The organism is Amycolatopsis sp. NPDC114504 (genome assembly GCF_055633595.1).
The window spans coordinates 1,041,819-1,056,776 of the sequence record NZ_JBVKDU010000002.1; the positions used below are offsets into that span (position 1 = coordinate 1,041,819).

15 protein-coding genes are annotated in these 14,958 nt (G+C 71.7%); 6 read left to right on the top strand and 9 right to left on the bottom strand.

What is annotated here, in order from left to right:
- Window positions 1-53: 53 nt before the first annotated feature.
- A complete protein-coding gene (gene coaA / locus ACZ7PG_RS16855) occupies window positions 54-986 on the top strand; it encodes a type I pantothenate kinase (RefSeq protein WP_470239952.1) in 933 nt (310 codons plus the stop codon).
- Between the two features lie 232 nt (window positions 987-1,218).
- Window positions 1,219-1,374, top strand: coding sequence for a hypothetical protein (locus ACZ7PG_RS16860; RefSeq protein ID WP_470239953.1), 156 nt, complete (start codon window positions 1,219-1,221; stop codon window positions 1,372-1,374).
- A gap of 3 nt (window positions 1,375-1,377) precedes the next feature.
- Here ACZ7PG_RS16860 and ACZ7PG_RS16865 read toward each other — a convergent pair whose 3' ends face one another.
- The 3 genes from ACZ7PG_RS16865 to ACZ7PG_RS16875 all read right to left on the bottom strand — a co-directional run bounded on the left by ACZ7PG_RS16865 (window position 1,378) and on the right by ACZ7PG_RS16875 (window position 5,425).
- Window positions 1,378-2,889 (bottom strand): sigma-70 family RNA polymerase sigma factor family protein, encoded by a 1,512-nt coding sequence (locus tag ACZ7PG_RS16865; protein WP_470239954.1) that lies wholly within the window; start codon window positions 2,887-2,889, stop codon window positions 1,378-1,380.
- 189 nt (window positions 2,890-3,078) lie between these two features.
- Complete coding sequence (locus tag ACZ7PG_RS16870; protein WP_470239955.1) at window positions 3,079-4,416, bottom strand: hypothetical protein; 1,338 nt, start codon at window positions 4,414-4,416, stop codon at window positions 3,079-3,081.
- Window positions 4,417-4,504: 88 nt separating this feature from the next.
- Window positions 4,505-5,425: a nitrate- and nitrite sensing domain-containing protein gene (locus ACZ7PG_RS16875; protein ID WP_470239956.1), complete on the bottom strand. Its 921-nt coding sequence runs from the start codon at window positions 5,423-5,425 to the stop codon at window positions 4,505-4,507.
- Between the two features lie 134 nt (window positions 5,426-5,559).
- Between ACZ7PG_RS16875 and ACZ7PG_RS16880 the strand changes: the two genes are divergently transcribed.
- Complete coding sequence (locus ACZ7PG_RS16880) at window positions 5,560-5,877, top strand: nucleotide pyrophosphohydrolase (protein WP_470239957.1); 318 nt, start codon at window positions 5,560-5,562, stop codon at window positions 5,875-5,877.
- A gap of 1 nt (window position 5,878) precedes the next feature.
- Here the strand turns inward: ACZ7PG_RS16880 and ACZ7PG_RS16885 are convergent, their stop codons facing one another.
- Genes ACZ7PG_RS16885 through ACZ7PG_RS16895 form a run of 3 tightly spaced genes read right to left on the bottom strand, consistent with a single transcriptional unit; the run spans window position 5,879 to window position 8,162 of the window.
- Window positions 5,879-6,160, bottom strand: a complete 282-nt coding sequence (locus tag ACZ7PG_RS16885) for a DUF3024 domain-containing protein (protein ID WP_470239958.1) — start codon at window positions 6,158-6,160, stop codon at window positions 5,879-5,881.
- Window positions 6,161-6,184: 24 nt separating this feature from the next.
- Window positions 6,185-6,745, bottom strand: a complete 561-nt coding sequence (locus ACZ7PG_RS16890; protein ID WP_470239959.1) for a P-loop nucleotide/nucleoside kinase family protein — start codon at window positions 6,743-6,745, stop codon at window positions 6,185-6,187.
- Window positions 6,746-6,770: 25 nt separating this feature from the next.
- Window positions 6,771-8,162 (bottom strand): 3'-5' exonuclease, encoded by a 1,392-nt coding sequence (locus tag ACZ7PG_RS16895; protein WP_470239960.1) that lies wholly within the window; start codon window positions 8,160-8,162, stop codon window positions 6,771-6,773.
- A gap of 194 nt (window positions 8,163-8,356) precedes the next feature.
- Here ACZ7PG_RS16895 and ACZ7PG_RS16900 point away from each other — a divergent pair, with 194 nt between their 5' ends.
- A complete protein-coding gene (locus ACZ7PG_RS16900; RefSeq protein WP_470239961.1) occupies window positions 8,357-9,112 on the top strand; it encodes an excalibur calcium-binding domain-containing protein in 756 nt (251 codons plus the stop codon).
- Window positions 9,113-9,126: 14 nt separating this feature from the next.
- Entirely contained in the window at window positions 9,127-11,385 is a 2,259-nt protein-coding gene (locus ACZ7PG_RS16905; protein WP_470239962.1) for a helicase-associated domain-containing protein, read from the top strand.
- Here the strand turns inward: ACZ7PG_RS16905 and ACZ7PG_RS16910 are convergent.
- Together ACZ7PG_RS16910 and ACZ7PG_RS16915 are read right to left on the bottom strand one after the other, a co-directional pair.
- Entirely contained in the window at window positions 11,382-12,020 is a 639-nt protein-coding gene (locus tag ACZ7PG_RS16910; protein WP_470239963.1) for a class F sortase, read from the bottom strand. The two genes, ACZ7PG_RS16905 and ACZ7PG_RS16910, sit on opposite strands and share 4 nt — an antisense overlap.
- Window positions 12,017-12,502 carry an excalibur calcium-binding domain-containing protein gene (locus tag ACZ7PG_RS16915; RefSeq protein WP_470239964.1) on the bottom strand — a complete coding sequence of 162 codons (486 nt, stop codon included), beginning with the start codon at window positions 12,500-12,502 and terminating at the stop codon, window positions 12,017-12,019. Before ACZ7PG_RS16915 ends, ACZ7PG_RS16910 begins: the two co-directional genes overlap by 4 nt.
- A gap of 294 nt (window positions 12,503-12,796) precedes the next feature.
- Between ACZ7PG_RS16915 and ACZ7PG_RS16920 the strand changes: the two genes are divergently transcribed.
- Window positions 12,797-13,423, top strand: a complete 627-nt coding sequence (locus ACZ7PG_RS16920) for a response regulator (protein ID WP_470239965.1) — start codon at window positions 12,797-12,799, stop codon at window positions 13,421-13,423.
- A gap of 198 nt (window positions 13,424-13,621) precedes the next feature.
- On the opposite strand, the gene ACZ7PG_RS16925 is transcribed toward ACZ7PG_RS16920, so the two are convergent.
- Window positions 13,622-14,914 (bottom strand): GAF domain-containing sensor histidine kinase, encoded by a 1,293-nt coding sequence (locus tag ACZ7PG_RS16925; RefSeq protein WP_470240778.1) that lies wholly within the window; start codon window positions 14,912-14,914, stop codon window positions 13,622-13,624.
- Between the last annotated feature and the right edge of the window lie 44 nt (window positions 14,915-14,958).

A 14,958-nucleotide genomic window follows, 5' to 3' on the forward strand; every position in this document is an offset into this window, starting at 1 on the left:
AATCACGCAGGTGAAACGTCCGCCAGTGCAGGCGACGGCCGGAGGAGTGTGCGATGACCCGGGTCCGCGAACTCAGCCCGTATGTCGAGCTGCACCGGGAACAGTGGAAAGAACTGCGAAGTTCGACGCCGTTGCCGCTGACCGCGGCCGAGCTGCTGAAGCTGCGCGGGCTCGGCGAGCAGGTCGACCTGGCCGAGGTCGCCGACGTCTACCTCCCGCTCTCCCGCCTGATCAACCTGCAGGTCGCCGCGCGCCAGCGGCTCTACGAAGCGACCACGACGTTCCTCGGTGACGACTCCCGCGGCACGAAGGTCCCGTACGTGATCGGCATCGCCGGGAGCGTGGCGGTCGGCAAGTCGACCACCGCCCGCATCCTGCGCACGCTGCTCGCCCGCTGGCCGGACCACCCCCGCGTCGACCTGGTCACCACCGACGGCTTCCTGTACCCGCGCGCCGAGCTGATGCGGCGCGGGATCATGCACCGCAAGGGCTTCCCGGAGAGCTACGACCGCCGCGCGCTGCTGCGGTTCGTCACCGAGGTGAAGTCGGGCGCCGAGCGCGTCGCCGCGCCGGTGTACTCCCACCTGGCCTACGACATCCTGCCCGGCCAGGAGCAGGTCGTGCAGCAGCCGGACATCCTCATCGTCGAGGGCCTGAACGTGCTGCAGCCGGGCCCGCGGCTGATGGTGTCCGACCTCTTCGACTTCTCGATCTACGTCGACGCGCACACCGACGACATCCAGCGCTGGTACATCGAGCGGTTCCTCGAGCTGCGCCACACGGCGTTCGCCGACCCGGCGTCGCACTTCCACCACTTCGCCGGCCTGCCCGACGACGAGGCCCGCGCCGAGGCGCGGCACCTGTGGCACTCGATCAACGAGCCGAACCTGATGGAGAACATCAAGCCGACCCGCCCGCGGGCGACGCTGGTGCTGCGCAAGGACTGCGACCACGCCATCAACCGCGTCCGCCTCCGCAAGCTCTGACCCGATTCGTCGGAGGGGTGACGCTCCCCGTCACCCACATGCCGGTCAGCACCACGCTGGGCGAACACCCGGACACTCTTCGTCGTCCTTCGCGACTTTCCGTGCACGCACCTCGGCCGATCGGCCGAGGTGCGTCATTCAGGCGTAACCGGTTGGCCGATACCGATCGCCCGTTCGGAAAGCGACCCTGAAGAAGACCGAAATCGACTCTGAGCTGGGGAGGAGGCCCACGATGTTGGCGATGATCCTGACGTGGGTCGGTGCGATGCTCGGTGTGGTCCTGCTGATCGCGATGGCTGCCGGAACGTTCGCCGTGGACTTCGACGACCGGCTGCAAGAGCGGCGTCGCAAGACCAAGCCGAAGGTTCCGGCAGGCCCACTCCCCTAGACCTCAGAGTTCGGCCAGCGCCTCGACGTAGGCGTCGGCGTCGTATTCGAGCGTTTCCTCGGACTCCAGCAGGCTGCCTTCCAGCGCGTCGATCAGCTGCTCGAAGACCTCGTCGCGGTCGAGCTCGCCCTCCTGCAGGCGCTGAACGGCCAGCCAAGCCTCGACGGGTTCGTCGTCCCACAGCTGGTCGACGATCGTGGCGCGCAGCACCAGCCGCTGTTCTTCCTCGTCCTCGTCGGCCTCGGCGATGACCAGCGCCCGGCGCTGTTCGGGGTCGGTGGGGTCGAGGTCGACCTCCTCGTCCTCGATCTCCGTGGTCAGCGACGGCACCGCGAACATCCGTCGTTCCAGCGCGTCCGCCAGCTCGGTCGGCGACAGCTCGCCGACGTCGCCGAAGTAGCGCTCCAGCGGGGAGTCGTCCTCGTCGGCGTACTCGCTCAGGTAGTCGGCGACGGCCTCGTCGAGCGCGGCGATCGCCGTCCCGGTGAGGCCGGCGCGCTCGCCCGTCCACTGGACCCAGGCCAGCACGACCGGCTCCACGGCGTCTTCGTGGTCGGCGTCGAGCTCGAACTCCTCGCCGAGCAGGCCTTCGAGGAACCGCGCGATCTTCTCCGGCCCGACGCGCAGCGGGTTCGCGGGGTCGGTGGCCAGGCCGTGCTCCAGCAGCAGGCGCCCGATCGCACGGGCGGCGCCGGCGTCCTCACCGCTCGCCGCGACGAACTGCTCGACGACGGCGGCCCGCTCGGCTTCGGACCACTCAGCGACCTCGGGGACGAGCGCGGGTTCCGGCAGCGCGCGCGACCACGTCAGCGCGACCGCGTGGAAGCGCGCGTAGTCCTCGCTGACGTCGGCTTCGTCGAGGTGGTCGGTGACGGCGAGGCCGTCGGAGAGCAGGCGGTGCGCCTCGGCGGGGTCGACCGCCTCCGCCACGACCAGTTCCGGGTCGGCGTCGGCCTGCGCCCGCATCTCGGCGAGGACCTCGCCGGGCTGCTCGATCACGACGAGGTCCCGCACCCGGCCGCCCTCGGTGAAGTCGAGGAGCGCGAGCAGGCCGTGCAGCTTCTCGCCGTGGGCGAAGACGCAGAGCAGGGACGACTCGTCGCCGTAGACGTCGCCGGTCCGCCAGCACTCGCCGGCGGTGACCTGGCCCAGCCCCGCGGCCCAGGTCGGCGCCGGGATGCCGCGGCCGAGGACGACCTGCAGGCCGTCTTCGGCCGCCTTGCGCTCGACGTCGGTCTCCGCGACGACCTTCAGCGCGGCCAGCAGCGCCGCGGCGCCCGGCGTGATCTTGCGCTGCGCGAAGGCGATCAGCTCGAGGCCGAGCGGCTCTTCGCCGTCCTCGACGGGCACGTCGTGGAACTGGCCGAGGACCTCGGAGGCAAGCAGCTCGACGTCCACCGGCGCGGGGTCGGCGCCCAGCGCCGAGAAGTCGTTCAGGACGTCCTTGAACAAGCCGGTCACGCTGTGCGTGACGGGCTGCGGGGGCTTCTTGCGGGCGCGGCTGACCGGACTCATGGACCTATGTTTTCATCGCGCGGCCGGAGCGGTCGCGGTGGCCCTGGCGCGGGTCCCGCCGCCTGCTCGACGGGGAGGCGCCGAGCCGGACGGCGGAACAGAGCCACCGCGACATCGCTGGCCAGAGGCGTCACCGCCTTGGCGGAACCTTCGATGTCCCGGTGCACGTGAAACACCGGTTCACTTCGGTCAACGAGGTGCGCGGGGCGAGGTTACGGCTTTCGGGATGGCGATTCGCGCGGTCCGGATTTCCGTGATCAGGCGGGTTTTCCGGCGGTGGGTTTCCACCAGGGCGCCGATGTAAGCGGTGAATTCGTCCGGTGTCTCGGCGCGCTTGTGCAAGGTGCGCAACAGCTTCAGCCGGCGGGCGGCGTCTTGGTAGGACTGCGGGTCCTTGCGCTCGATGAGCTCCTCGACGTGCTCGCGGAAGACCGGGATCGTTTCGGCCGGGTGCTCCGCGGCGCGTTGCTCGGCCAGTTCGAGCTTCAGCTCCGGCGACGCCCCGAACCGCACGCACGCGCGCCAGGCTGCGTCGGGGCGCCCGTCGTCGAGCAGGACGCGGGCCAGCTCGTCGGCGGCCCCGGCACCCTCGGCGGCCAGCTCGCGCAGGCGGGCCAGCGCGGCCCGGCGCTGCGTCGTCCACTTCCCGTCGGCGGTCGCGGCTTCGCGCAACGCGGCGAACGTCTCCCGGTCGGGCTTGGCGTCGAACTCCTTGCGCCGGCGGGAAGTCTCGTCGTCCGGCAGCGGCACCGGCTCCGGCGCGTGCCCGTTCTTGTCGTGGGTGAGCGCGCGGGCGGCGTGCGCGATGGCCTCGCTGTGCCGCCCGGCGGCCCGCAGCACCCGGACGATCTTGAGGCTGATGTCGCGCCGCGGCGGCTTGGCGGACAGGATCGCGATCAGCTCGTCGACGTCGCCGAGCACCTCGGCCAGCTGCTCCCGCAGCCGTTCGGCGACGTCACGCCGGTGTCCAGGCCCGCCCGCCGTCAGCACATCGTCCACAGTGGACTTGATCCGGCGCAGGCCGGGCTCGCCCAGCGCCGTCGCGAAGTCGGCGAGGGTGATCGACGGGCGGCCAGGGCCGTCGAACTCGACCTCGAGGATCCAGTCGGCCAGCTTCTCCGGGTCCGGCGGCCGGGCGGCGCACGCGCGGGCGTACAGCGCCACGGCGCGGTCCAGCCGGTCGCCGAGGTCGCCGGTGTGGTCGCCGGACCGCTCGAGGACCTCGCTGATGTCGTCCACCGTGCGGCGGGCGAGCGGGGCCAGGTCGGCGCGGCTGCCGACGTCGAGCATCCGCTGCAGAGTGTCGAGGACGGCGCCGACTTTCGCGGTGTATTCGCCGTTCCCGTCGGTCACCGCGGTGTCGAGCAGCCGGTGCGCCTCGCTGACGTCACCGGATTGGGTGGCGGCGCGCAGTTCGAGCGAATGCCGCAACTCAGGGTCACGCCCAGCCTGGGCGTGCACCAGGTCCACCAGCGTCTCCGCGTCCAAAGTGCGCAGGTAGGGGCGAAGATCAGAGGGGGGACTCACGCGGACCAGTCTGCCCGACCCCGGCAAGCACGCGTGTGGGCCAACCGCGTGCTCTTTTCGGCGTAATCCATGACTCTGTGTGAGGCCTTCATCGGCGCCGCAAGTCGTCGAGCACGGCTTTCGCCGGCCACGGTTCGGGCACGCGCGGCCGTCGTGACCGTCCGTGTCGGGGTCGCGGGATGGCCGCCCGCATGGTCGGCACCATGATCGGGACGACCGGCACCGGCACGCGCGCGACGAGCCGCCGCACGACGACGAGCAGGAGCCCGGCGCCCAGCAGCAGGGCCGCACTGGCGGCGATGGCGCCGGCGAGCGTGCGGCGGCCGTCGTCGAGGGTGAGCTGCACGGCGTACTGGCTCTGCTGCGAGTACAGGGCGCCGAGCTGCTGGGAGACAGTGTAGGCGGCGCTGCGCCACGTGGATTCGGGAACGGGCAACGGTTCACTGGCCGCGAACGCGTCTTCGACGGCGGCGAGCCTGCTCCAATCGGCGCTACGGGTGAGCGACTCGTACGCGATACGGCCACTTTCGGTGAGCTGCGGCGCGATCCGGTCCAGTTCGGCCCGGTAGGCGGCCACCGCCTGGGTGAACGGCCGCCGCGTCACGCCGTCGATCCCCGCCAGGGCGAGGGAATCGGAGCGATCCATCCCTTCGGCGACGGAAAGCAGGTCGACGGCGGTGATCTGCTGGTACGCGGATTCGGCGTCGGGCGCGTGGCGCGTGTAGTCGCGCAGCCCGGCGATGGCGGTGTCGATCCGCTGGGAGAAATTCGCGTACGCGGCGGTCCGTTGGTCGGGCCCGGACATCGCCTCGCTGCGCTGGCCCTGCAGGGCGCCGACGACCTGAGCGGTCCGGCCCGCGGCCTCCGCCGCGTCCATGGCGTTGTCGCGCGTCCGGTTCGCTTGCTGGACCAGCAAGAACGCGATCACGATCGCCACGACGACAAGGGCGCCGCCGGGCACGAACGCGATGCACAGCATGCGGCCGCGAACGGATCGCAGGTACTTCAAGGCGTGCCCTTTCCGAGCTTCAAGCCCCGCAAGCATCCCGACGAAGTCCAACCTATTGAGTGAGAGATTCACCGGTCAACGCCGGTCCGCCATACGGCCGTTAGCGCACCGTGACGAGCGGGGACAATCGCCGGGTGACCCTCGACGACGTGACCCAGCGCCTCCGCGGTTTCGCGGCGGCCCGCGCCTGGGAGCCGTACCACACCCCGAAGAACCTCACGATGGCGTTGTCCGGCGAGGTCGGCGAGCTGACCTCGCTGTTCCAGTGGCTGACGCCGGAGGAGTCCGACGCGTGGCGCGAGGATCCCGCGCTGGAGGCGAACGTCCTGGACGAGATCGCGGACGTCACGCTGTACCTGCTCCAGCTGGCCGACCGCCTCGGCGTGGACCTGACGGCCGCGGCCCACGCCAAGATCGACCGCAACGAGGTCCGCTTCCCGCCCCCGAGCTGAGTCAGAGCTCGGCCAGCAGGGGCGGCGGCGTGCTCGCGACGGGCCCGTCCGGATCGGCCAGCCACCCACCGTCCCCATCGGACCGCAGCATCGACCAGATCCCGAACTCGTCGAGGTGCAGCCGCGCGATCTCCCGCTCCCCCTCGGCCCGCACCTCGACGATCGCGACGTCCCGCCCGAGCACCCGGCACTCGACCCGCAGGCGGTCCTTGAGGTCTTCGGGAACCCGCTGGGCGCACCACCGCTCGATCTGGCGCATCGCGAGCTCCGGAATCACGGTCATGGCGTCCAGTGAACCGCACGCGGGTCAGCCGAGCCGAACCCCATCAACCACGGCGACGACATCGTCGTAGGTCCGACCGGGCGCACACCCATCGGTCGGCACGACGACACACCCCGGCCGCAGCGGGAGGTAGGCGGCGAGCTGGTCGTGGATCCGCTCGACCAGCGAGGTCCCGCCGCGCTCGGTGATGACGCGGTCGATCCCCTCGGTGGCGGAACCGCCACTCGCGGCCCGCGCGGCGAACCGCACTCCGGCGACGGGCTTGTCCGCGGTCAGCAGGATTTCCCGGTACTCGGCATCGCAGCGGTTCGCGACGTCTTCGAAGGCCTCGACGTCGGCGACGCGAGTGGCGAGCTGCGGCATGACGACGTCGTGCCCGGTCCGCAAATGCGTCTCGGCCATGGCGACGGTGAGCAGCTGCGCGGCCTTGAAGGTCTCGAAGAAGCTGTCCCGCCAGCCCCCGATGAGGCAGACGACCCGATCGGCGTCGAGGTTGAGCACCCCGGGATGCCGCTCGGCGTAGGCCTGCGCGATCGTCGACTTCCCGATCCCGGACGGCCCGTTCAAGTGGATCAGTCTCGGCACCGCTCCGACCGTACCGAAGTCCCGGTCACCGCGGCGCCGGCTCCGCGAGGAACCACCCGCCGAGCAGGGCTCCGACGCCCAGTGCGGCGAAGAAGATACCGGCCGCCAACGAGCTGCCGCCGAACATCGCGACCACCACGATGAACATCAGCAGCAGCCCGACGCCCATCAGCACCCGGCCGCCGAGCACCTTCGGCGTGCGGGTCGGCGCCGTGACCGCGGTCCGCGGGGCCGGTGGCGGCTCGAAGCCCAGCGCCACCGGTGCGGTGCGGATGTCGACCACCTCCGCGCCCAGCTCGGCGGCGCGGGCCAGTCGGGGTTCGCCGGCCGGCACCGTCGCGTCGGCCACGAGGTGCGTGACGCTCGCGGTCAGCTTCTTCGCCAGCTGGACGCCTTCGGCGAGCACCCTGGCCCGCATCCCGTCCGCCGCCACGCTCGTCCCGAGCACCAGCACCCGGGTCGGCTTGCCGCCGGCGGCCGGGCGCAGGTCGCCGGCATCCGTGACGCCGAGCGCCGTCGCCACCTGGCGCAGCTCGCGCGCTTCCGCGGCGGTCACGACGCCGTCCCGTTCCGCGATTTCCCGCAGGGCCGTCACGAGCTGCTCGTGCGTCGACCGCACCCGCGCTTCGGGCATCCCGGCCTCGGTCGCCGACGCGGCCAGGACGGCCACCTCTTCACGCGACAGGTGCTGATCCGAGACGACCTCGGCGAGCAGGTCCAGGTAGGCGTCCCCGCCCCGGCCGGCCGCGACCCGCTCGAGCGCCTCGGCCATCCACCCCGGCTCGACCGGCACCGGCTCGGCGCGCGGGAGCAGCCGTCCGCCGGCGAACCGGGGCAGACCCGGAAGGGCCGGTGGCGCCGCGAACGTGAACCCGTACCGCGCGAACACGCCCGTGACCAGCTGGGCGACCGTCCTCGCACGAGACGACGCCGACTGCCCCGGCCTCCCGGTCACCCCCAGCGCGTGGGCCACGGTGGCGAGCCGGTAGTTGGGCAGCCGCACGACCGACTGCGCGGCCGCCAGCGTCGAGACGCCCGGCAGCACGGGCAGCCGGACGCCGAGCCGCTTGACCTCCGAGTCCAGGAAAGCCGTGACGAACGCCAGGTCGTGGGCGACGATCACGCTGCCGGCGCACAGGTCCAGCAGCGGTCCCAGGACGTCGCCGAACGACGGCGCGCCGTCGAGTTCCGCGCGCGTGATGCCGTGCACGAGCGCGGGACCGGGCGGCACGCCCGCTCCGGGATCCACCAGCGTCGTCAGCTCACCCACGATCGAGCCGTCGGCGTGGACCCGCACCGCGGCGAGCTCGACCACGCGCCCGGGGCGCGGCCCGGTCGTCCGGACGTCCACCGCGGTGAAGTCGGTTCCGTGCGCGGGGTGGCCGCCCGCGCCCTGCAGCGAGAGGGATTCGATCACGCCCCGCTGGTCGTTTCCCGGCCGCGCGTTGTGACAGTTTTTCGGTGCGCGCCCGCGGTTCGTGACGCGATCGTGACGGCAACATTCCGCCGGATAACGACTGGTGGGCGATCACGAGCCGATGCGTAACAAGGGCGGGAGATTTCACGAGTAGAGGGTCGGCACGTCGCGTTCGAGGAACGAGGAATCCCGGGATGAAACGCTTTCCGAACTGGCTGAAGATCGTCTTGGCCGCTTTCGCCGTCCTGTTCGTGCTGGGCGCGGTCTTCGGGAAGGCCCCGGAGCCGAAGCCCGCGGTCGCCGCACCGCCGGCACCCTCGACGACCTCGGCGAGCAGCGCGGCACCGGTGCCCGTCACCTACACGATCGGGTCCGTGACGGACGGCGCGACCGTGGTGGTCAACGGCAGTGACGGCACCTCCAGAACGCTGCGCGTCCTCGGTGTCACGTCGCCGGGTTTCACCACCGGGTGCTACTTCACGGAATCACTCGACTGGGCGACCACGACGCTTTCCGGCAAAGTCGTGACGCTCGGCGCGGAAACCGCGCACGGCGTCGCCGTCACCTTGGCCGGCGGTCAGGACTACGCGACGCTCGCGATTCAAAAGGGTTATCTCAAGTACGCGACGGACGCCGCGTCGCCCGCGCTCGCGGCCGCCGAGGCCGCGGCGAAGCAGGCGACGAGCGGGCTGTGGGCGCCGCCGTGCAACGGGACCATCGACGTCCCCGCACCGACGCCGACACCGACTCCGGAGCCGCCGGCCACCAAGGCACTCCCGGTGGCCCCGCCCGTGGAGACCACGAAGGAAGCACCGGAACCCGATTCCTCCGCGTATTACAAGAACTGCGCCGCTGCGAAGGCCGCCGGAGCAGCTCCCTTGCACCGCGGCGAACCCGGCTACCGGGCCGCCCTCGACCGTGACGGCGACGGCACGGCCTGCGAACGGTGATCTAACCTGGGCCGATGACCACCGCCGACGAGCTGCTCGGCAGGCTCGCCGCCCTGGGGCGTGAAGAGCTGGCGAACGTCCTCGCCCACCGGCCGGACGTGCTGGACGAACCGTGGCCGCGGCGGCTCGACGTCGTCGCGGCCCGGCTCGCCTCCGCGGAGTCCGTGAACGGTGCCGTGCTCGGGTTGTCGTTGCCGCAGGTGCAGGTCGTGGGCGCCGTCCAGCTGTGTCATGCGCTAGGACGGCAGCCGGCGCCGGTCGGCGAAGTCGCGCGGCTCCTCGGTACTACAGCCGAGACCGTCGAGTCCTTTGTGGACGAGCTGGCCGAGCGAGCCCTGCTGTGGCGCGACTCCGGCGGCGTCCGGCTCCTGGAAATCCTGCACAAGAAGGACTTCCGCGACGAAGGCCTCGGCCAGCCGGTCGCGAACCTGCTCGGAGAGATCGGCCGCAGCCGCGCGGCGGTCCTGTCCAGGACCCTCGGACTGCCCGAAGGTCTCCAGGAGCTGCTCCGCTTCTTCCGCGACGGCGACCGCGTGCGCGAGGTGTTCGGCACCGCCCCCGAATCGACGCGGAAACTGTTGCAGGACATGGCCGACGGCGTTCCGGAGGCCGAAGGGGTGCTGGCCTTCCACACCGCGGAGGGCTGGGCGTTCGACCACGGTTTCCTGTTCGGCACCTACTACGGCAGCGTGGCCATGCCGCTCGAGGTGTCGCTCGCCCTGCGCGGGCCGGACCACCAGCTGCCGTTCACGCCCGCCGAACCCGGGTACGCCGTCACGCACGTCGGCGCCGAGTCGGCCGAGGCCCTGTCGTCGGCCGCCGCGCTGCGGGTGCTCGACCGCGTCTCGGCCGTGCTCGAACTCGCCGGCGCAGAACCGTTTCCGCTGCTCAAGGACGGCACGATCGGCACGCGGCTCGTCAAGAAGGTCGCCAAGGACGCGGGCGCGACGCCCGCGGAGATCGAGCTGGCCATCGACCTCGCGGCGCAGGCCGGACTGCTGCTGGCCGACGAGCCGCCGGCGCCGCGACGCGGCCAGAAAGCGCCGCCGCCCACGCTGGCGCCGGACCCCGACCTCGCCCGCCCCGGACCGGCCCTGCTGTACCGCCTGCTGCTGACGACCTGGTGGGAGCCGGCGCCGCCGGAGTACGGCACCGACGTCGACGCGCTGGTGCGACGTCTGGTCGTGCGGCTGCTGGCTCGCCTCGAGCCCGGCGCCGCGATCTCGGACGGCGAAGCGCTGGCCGTCCTCGCGGAATGGCACGCGCCGCTGCTGCCGGTCGAAGACTTCGCCGGGCACGTCCGGGACGCGCTCGACGTGGCCGAGCTCCTCGGCGTCGTCGCGCACGGCGCCGTCACCGCGACCGGCCGCGCCCTCCTCGCCGGAGCCGGGCTCGTCGAAGTCACCGACGAGTTGGTCTCCCGTGCGCGGACGACGGCACTGTTCGGCACCGACCTCACCGCGATCGTGCCCGGGTCGCCGGACGCCCGGCTCGCCGCGTCGCTCGACCGCGTCGCCGACCGCGAGGCCCAGGGCACCGCGACCAGCTGGCGGTTCTCCCCCGCGAGCGTCCGGCGGGCGTTCGACCAGGGCGCGACGGCCGCCGAACTGCTCGACGAGCTGAGCGCGATCGCCGCGGCCGAGCTGCCGCAACCGCTGGTGTACCTGGTCAACGACGTCGCGCGGCGCCACGGTGAGGCGCAGGTGCACGACGTCGCGAGCGTCGTCGTCGGCGAACCCGCCGTGCTCGCCGAGCTGGCCGCGCACCGCAAGCTCGCGAAACTGGGCCTGCGCGCGGTGGCACCGACCGTGCTGACGTCCACAATGGACGCTTCCGGCACGCTCGACGCGCTGCGAAGCGCCGGTTACGCGCCGACCCACCACGCCGCCGACGGCAGCATCGTGCTGCCCGCCCGCGAACCGGCCGAGCCCACGGCCGTCGTCCGCGACGCCGAGCCCGGCGAACGACCGCCCGATCCCCTCGACCACGCCGAGCGGCTGCTCGCGGCGCCGGCGAGCGGCCCGAGCCTGTTGCGCGGCCAGCTCGCGCGGGCGATGAGCGACCGCTACGCGGGACGTCTCACGCCGAAGCAGCAACAACTCTGCTGGCAGCTCGAAGCGGGGATCCCGGCGGACATCGGCTACCAGGCGGACGACGGCCCCGCCCGGCTCGTGATCGCGTACCCGGAGCTCGACGGCGACGTGCTCGACGTCTGGTCGCTCGGCGACCGCGCGTACCGGCGGCTCGAGCTGGCGCGGATCGACCTGAGCTAGGCCTCGACGCCGGTGAGCCGCGCGTAGACCACGACGTTGTCGAGGTAGTTGCCGCTCGACCGGTCGAACTCGCCGCCGCAGGTGATGAGCCGCAGCTCGGCGTCGGCCGTGTCGCCGTAGACCTGGTCGGTCGGGAACTCCGCCTTGGCGTAGCGGTCGACGCGGTAGACGGTGAAGACCGCCGTCCGGCCGTCGCTGCGGCCGACCCTCGCTTGCTCGCCGGGGCGCAGCTCCTTGAGCCGGGAGAAGGCGCCGGCGACGTGCTTGTAGTCGACGTGCGCCGCCAGCACGGCCGGGCCGACCTCGCCCGGCGAAGGCGCGCCGGTGAACCAGCCGACCGTCGTGGCGTCGCCGGGGACCTCGAGCGCACCGCCCGAGGTCAGCCCGAGGTCCTTGATCCCGTCGGCCCGCACGCCGATCGCCGGGATGCTCAGGGAGGCCGGTTTCGCCGCCGGGAGCCCCTCGCCGGACGGCGCGGTGGTGGCCGACGGCGCGATCTCGACAGGCGTGGCGGACGGCGGGGCGACCTGGTCCGGCGGGTGCGGCGAGAAGGCGAGGACGGAGGCCACCACCAGGATCGCCCCGAGCGCCGCGACGACAGCCGTGACCGCCGGCCACAGGCGCGGGTGCCTCAACTCGTGCGCCGGCGCAGGTAGAGCACCATGCCGCCGGACGCTGCCGCGGCGAGCAGCGCGCCGCTCAGCACCAGGAACGCGGGGGCGCCTTCTTCAGGCTCACCGCCTCCGGTGGCGACGCCGCCGACCGGCTTCACCTTCACCTGGCTGCCCGTCGTGGACTTCTTGGTGGTGGTGGATTTCGGGGCGGTGTGGGTCTGCGTCGTGGTCGACGGCTGACCGGATGCCGGCGTGTTCTGCCGCGGGCGGTGGGGCAGGGATTCGCAGGCTTTGCCGTCCTTGTCATCACCGTCCAGTCCGTTGGGGTCGGACGGGTCCTGGTCGTAAACGGCCTGCGCGTCTTCCTGGTATTGGAAGTTCTTGCAGTTCAGATCGGCCGCGAGGGGCGTCGCGAGCTGCGCGGAGGCGGGGAAAACGGGGCCGAGGAGAGCGAGCCCGGCGACGGCCGCGGCCGTCGTCAGGGCACGACGAAACAAGGACACCGGAAGGTCCTTTCAGGAAGAATCGGGGTGATTGCGTGGTAACTATCGTGGCCCCGGCGACACTGTTACGGAACATTCCGGAATTCCGGAAACGCCAGCGCCCCACCAAAATCCGGCCGGCTCGTGATTCTTCCCCATTTGCCGCTGACCAGCGGAATCAGCGACAAGAATGCGTACCGGCGGGTTTGTTACGAGATCCGCGGTCACACTTTGGGGGTAATTGGCCGGGATCGTCCGGTGTGACGTGCGGACCAGCCGTCACCGCGGCGCGCGCGTACCCCGTAACCTGGGGATATGCCGATCCAGGTACTCCTCGTCGACGACCACGAACTGGTCCGCCGCGGGCTTCGCGACCTCCTCGGCGACGAGCCCGACATCGAGGTCGTCGCCGAAGCGGGCAGCGTCGAAGAGGCGCTGGCGGTGGCGATGCACGTCGAGCCGGAGGTCGCGGTGGTCGACGTCCGCCTCGGCGACGGCGACGGCGTGACGCTGTGCCGCGAGCTGCGGTCCAAGCCGAACCCGCCGGCCTGCCTGATGCTCACCGCGTTCGACGACGAAGAGGCGATGGTCGGCGCGATCATGGCCGGTGCCGCGGGGTATCTGCTGAAGCAGGTGCGGGGGCAGGACGTGGTGTACGCGGTGCGCGAGGTCGCGGCCGGGCGGTCACTGCTGGACCCGGTGAGCACGGCGCGGGTGCTGGACAAGATGCGGCACCCGCCGACGGACGAGCTGGCGACGCTGACCGAGCGCGAGCGGGACGTGCTCGAGCTGATCGGCCAGGGCCTGTCGAACCGCGAGATCGCCGAGCGGCTGTTCCTCGCCGAGAAGACGGTCAAGAACTACGTCACGTCGGTGCTGGCGAAGCTCGGCATGCAGCGCCGGACGCAGGCCGCCGCCTGGATCGCGCGCCGGGAGAAGTAGCTCTTCGCGACCGTCGTGTCCGCAAGCCGCCGTTCGCTGCTTCCTTTTCAACGGCCGTCACATACCGCCACGTCGACCGGCGGTTTTTTCCTGCCAGTTTCACTCGAACGTGAGTCGAATATGTGTTCGATCGACCGGTACGATCTTCAGTGAGGGCGATGAAGGGAGGCTGGATGACCCGAGAAGGATAGATCGCGGTCAGTCAAGTGGGAGATCGAACGCGACGAGCGTGCCGAGACTGGGCGAGGAGTTCAGGAAGAACTTGCCGCCCGCGGCATCTGCGCGTTCGGCGAGATGACGCAGGCCACGGGTGGCGACGCCTTGGGGGACGCCGGAACCGTTGTCCCGGACACGGAGTTTCACGCCGTCGGAGTCCCTGGTCAGGGTTACGCGGGTTTCGCTCGCGCCGGAGTGTCTGACCACATTGGACAGAGCTTCGCGCAGGGCGGCCCGGATGTGGTCGGCGTGTTCCGCGGGGATGTCGGCGAATTCGCCGGACAGCTCCAGGGTCGGTGGGTACCCGAGCAACTCGCCGGCGATGCGGACCTCGCCGCGCGCCGACTCGGCGAGGTCGGCGGGCGTGCCGGTGTCGTGGCGAGGCTCCGGTGACCTCAGCGCGCGCACGGTGCCCCGGATCTCCTCGATGGTCTGGTCCAGCTGGTCGATCGCGTCCGAGAGACGCGCGCCGTCGGCTTGGGCGAACCGCTTGCGCATGTTGCGCCGAACCCGGTCGAGCTGCATCCCGGCGCCGTAGAGCCGCTGGACGATGACGTCGTGGAGTTCGCGAGCGATGCGTTCACGCTCTTCGTAGAGCGCGACGCGGTGGCGAGCGTTGGCGCCTTCGGCGAGCGCGAGGACGACTCCGGCTTGAGCGGCGAAAGCGACGAGCATCTCGACGGTCCCGGCGGAGAACGGTTCACGCCCCCGCTTCCGGTAGACGGTGAGCGCCCCGAGAACCCGCCCCCCGGACCCGAACGGCGCGGCGGCGAAGGGCCCGTAGCCGTGGAGCTCGGCGGGAACGTAGGGCGCGGTCCGAGGGTCGACGGTGAAGTCGGCACTGGCGACGGGCTCGCCACCCCGGGCGACTCGTCCGGCCGCGGAGTCCGCGGGAAGGGCAAGGCCCCGCAGGGTCTCGCCGGCGCTGACGCCGATTCCGACGGGGGCCTCGAGCGGCGCTTCACCAGCGCTCGCGCCGGTGGCGGCAGTGCCCGCCTGCGTGCCTGGCGTCGCACCTCGGTCATCCGCGGCCGTGCCATCGCCGGGCTTCGTCGGGTCACCAGCGGCGGGGTGGGCGGTGGCGTAGTGGGCGGCCTCGACCACGACCCGGCCGTCTTCGGCGCTGACCATGGCCAGGCCCAGGTCGGCATCGGCGAGTTCGGCGGCTCGGGCGACGACCGTGTCCAGCACCGCTCCCGGGTCGTCGCCGGACAGGGCGGTGCTCGTGATCTCGGTGGCGGCGGACAGTGCCCGCGCGGCAAGCGTCGGATCCATGAGTTCCGTCATTATCGCGCGACGCTGCGGCGGCGCGCCAAGCA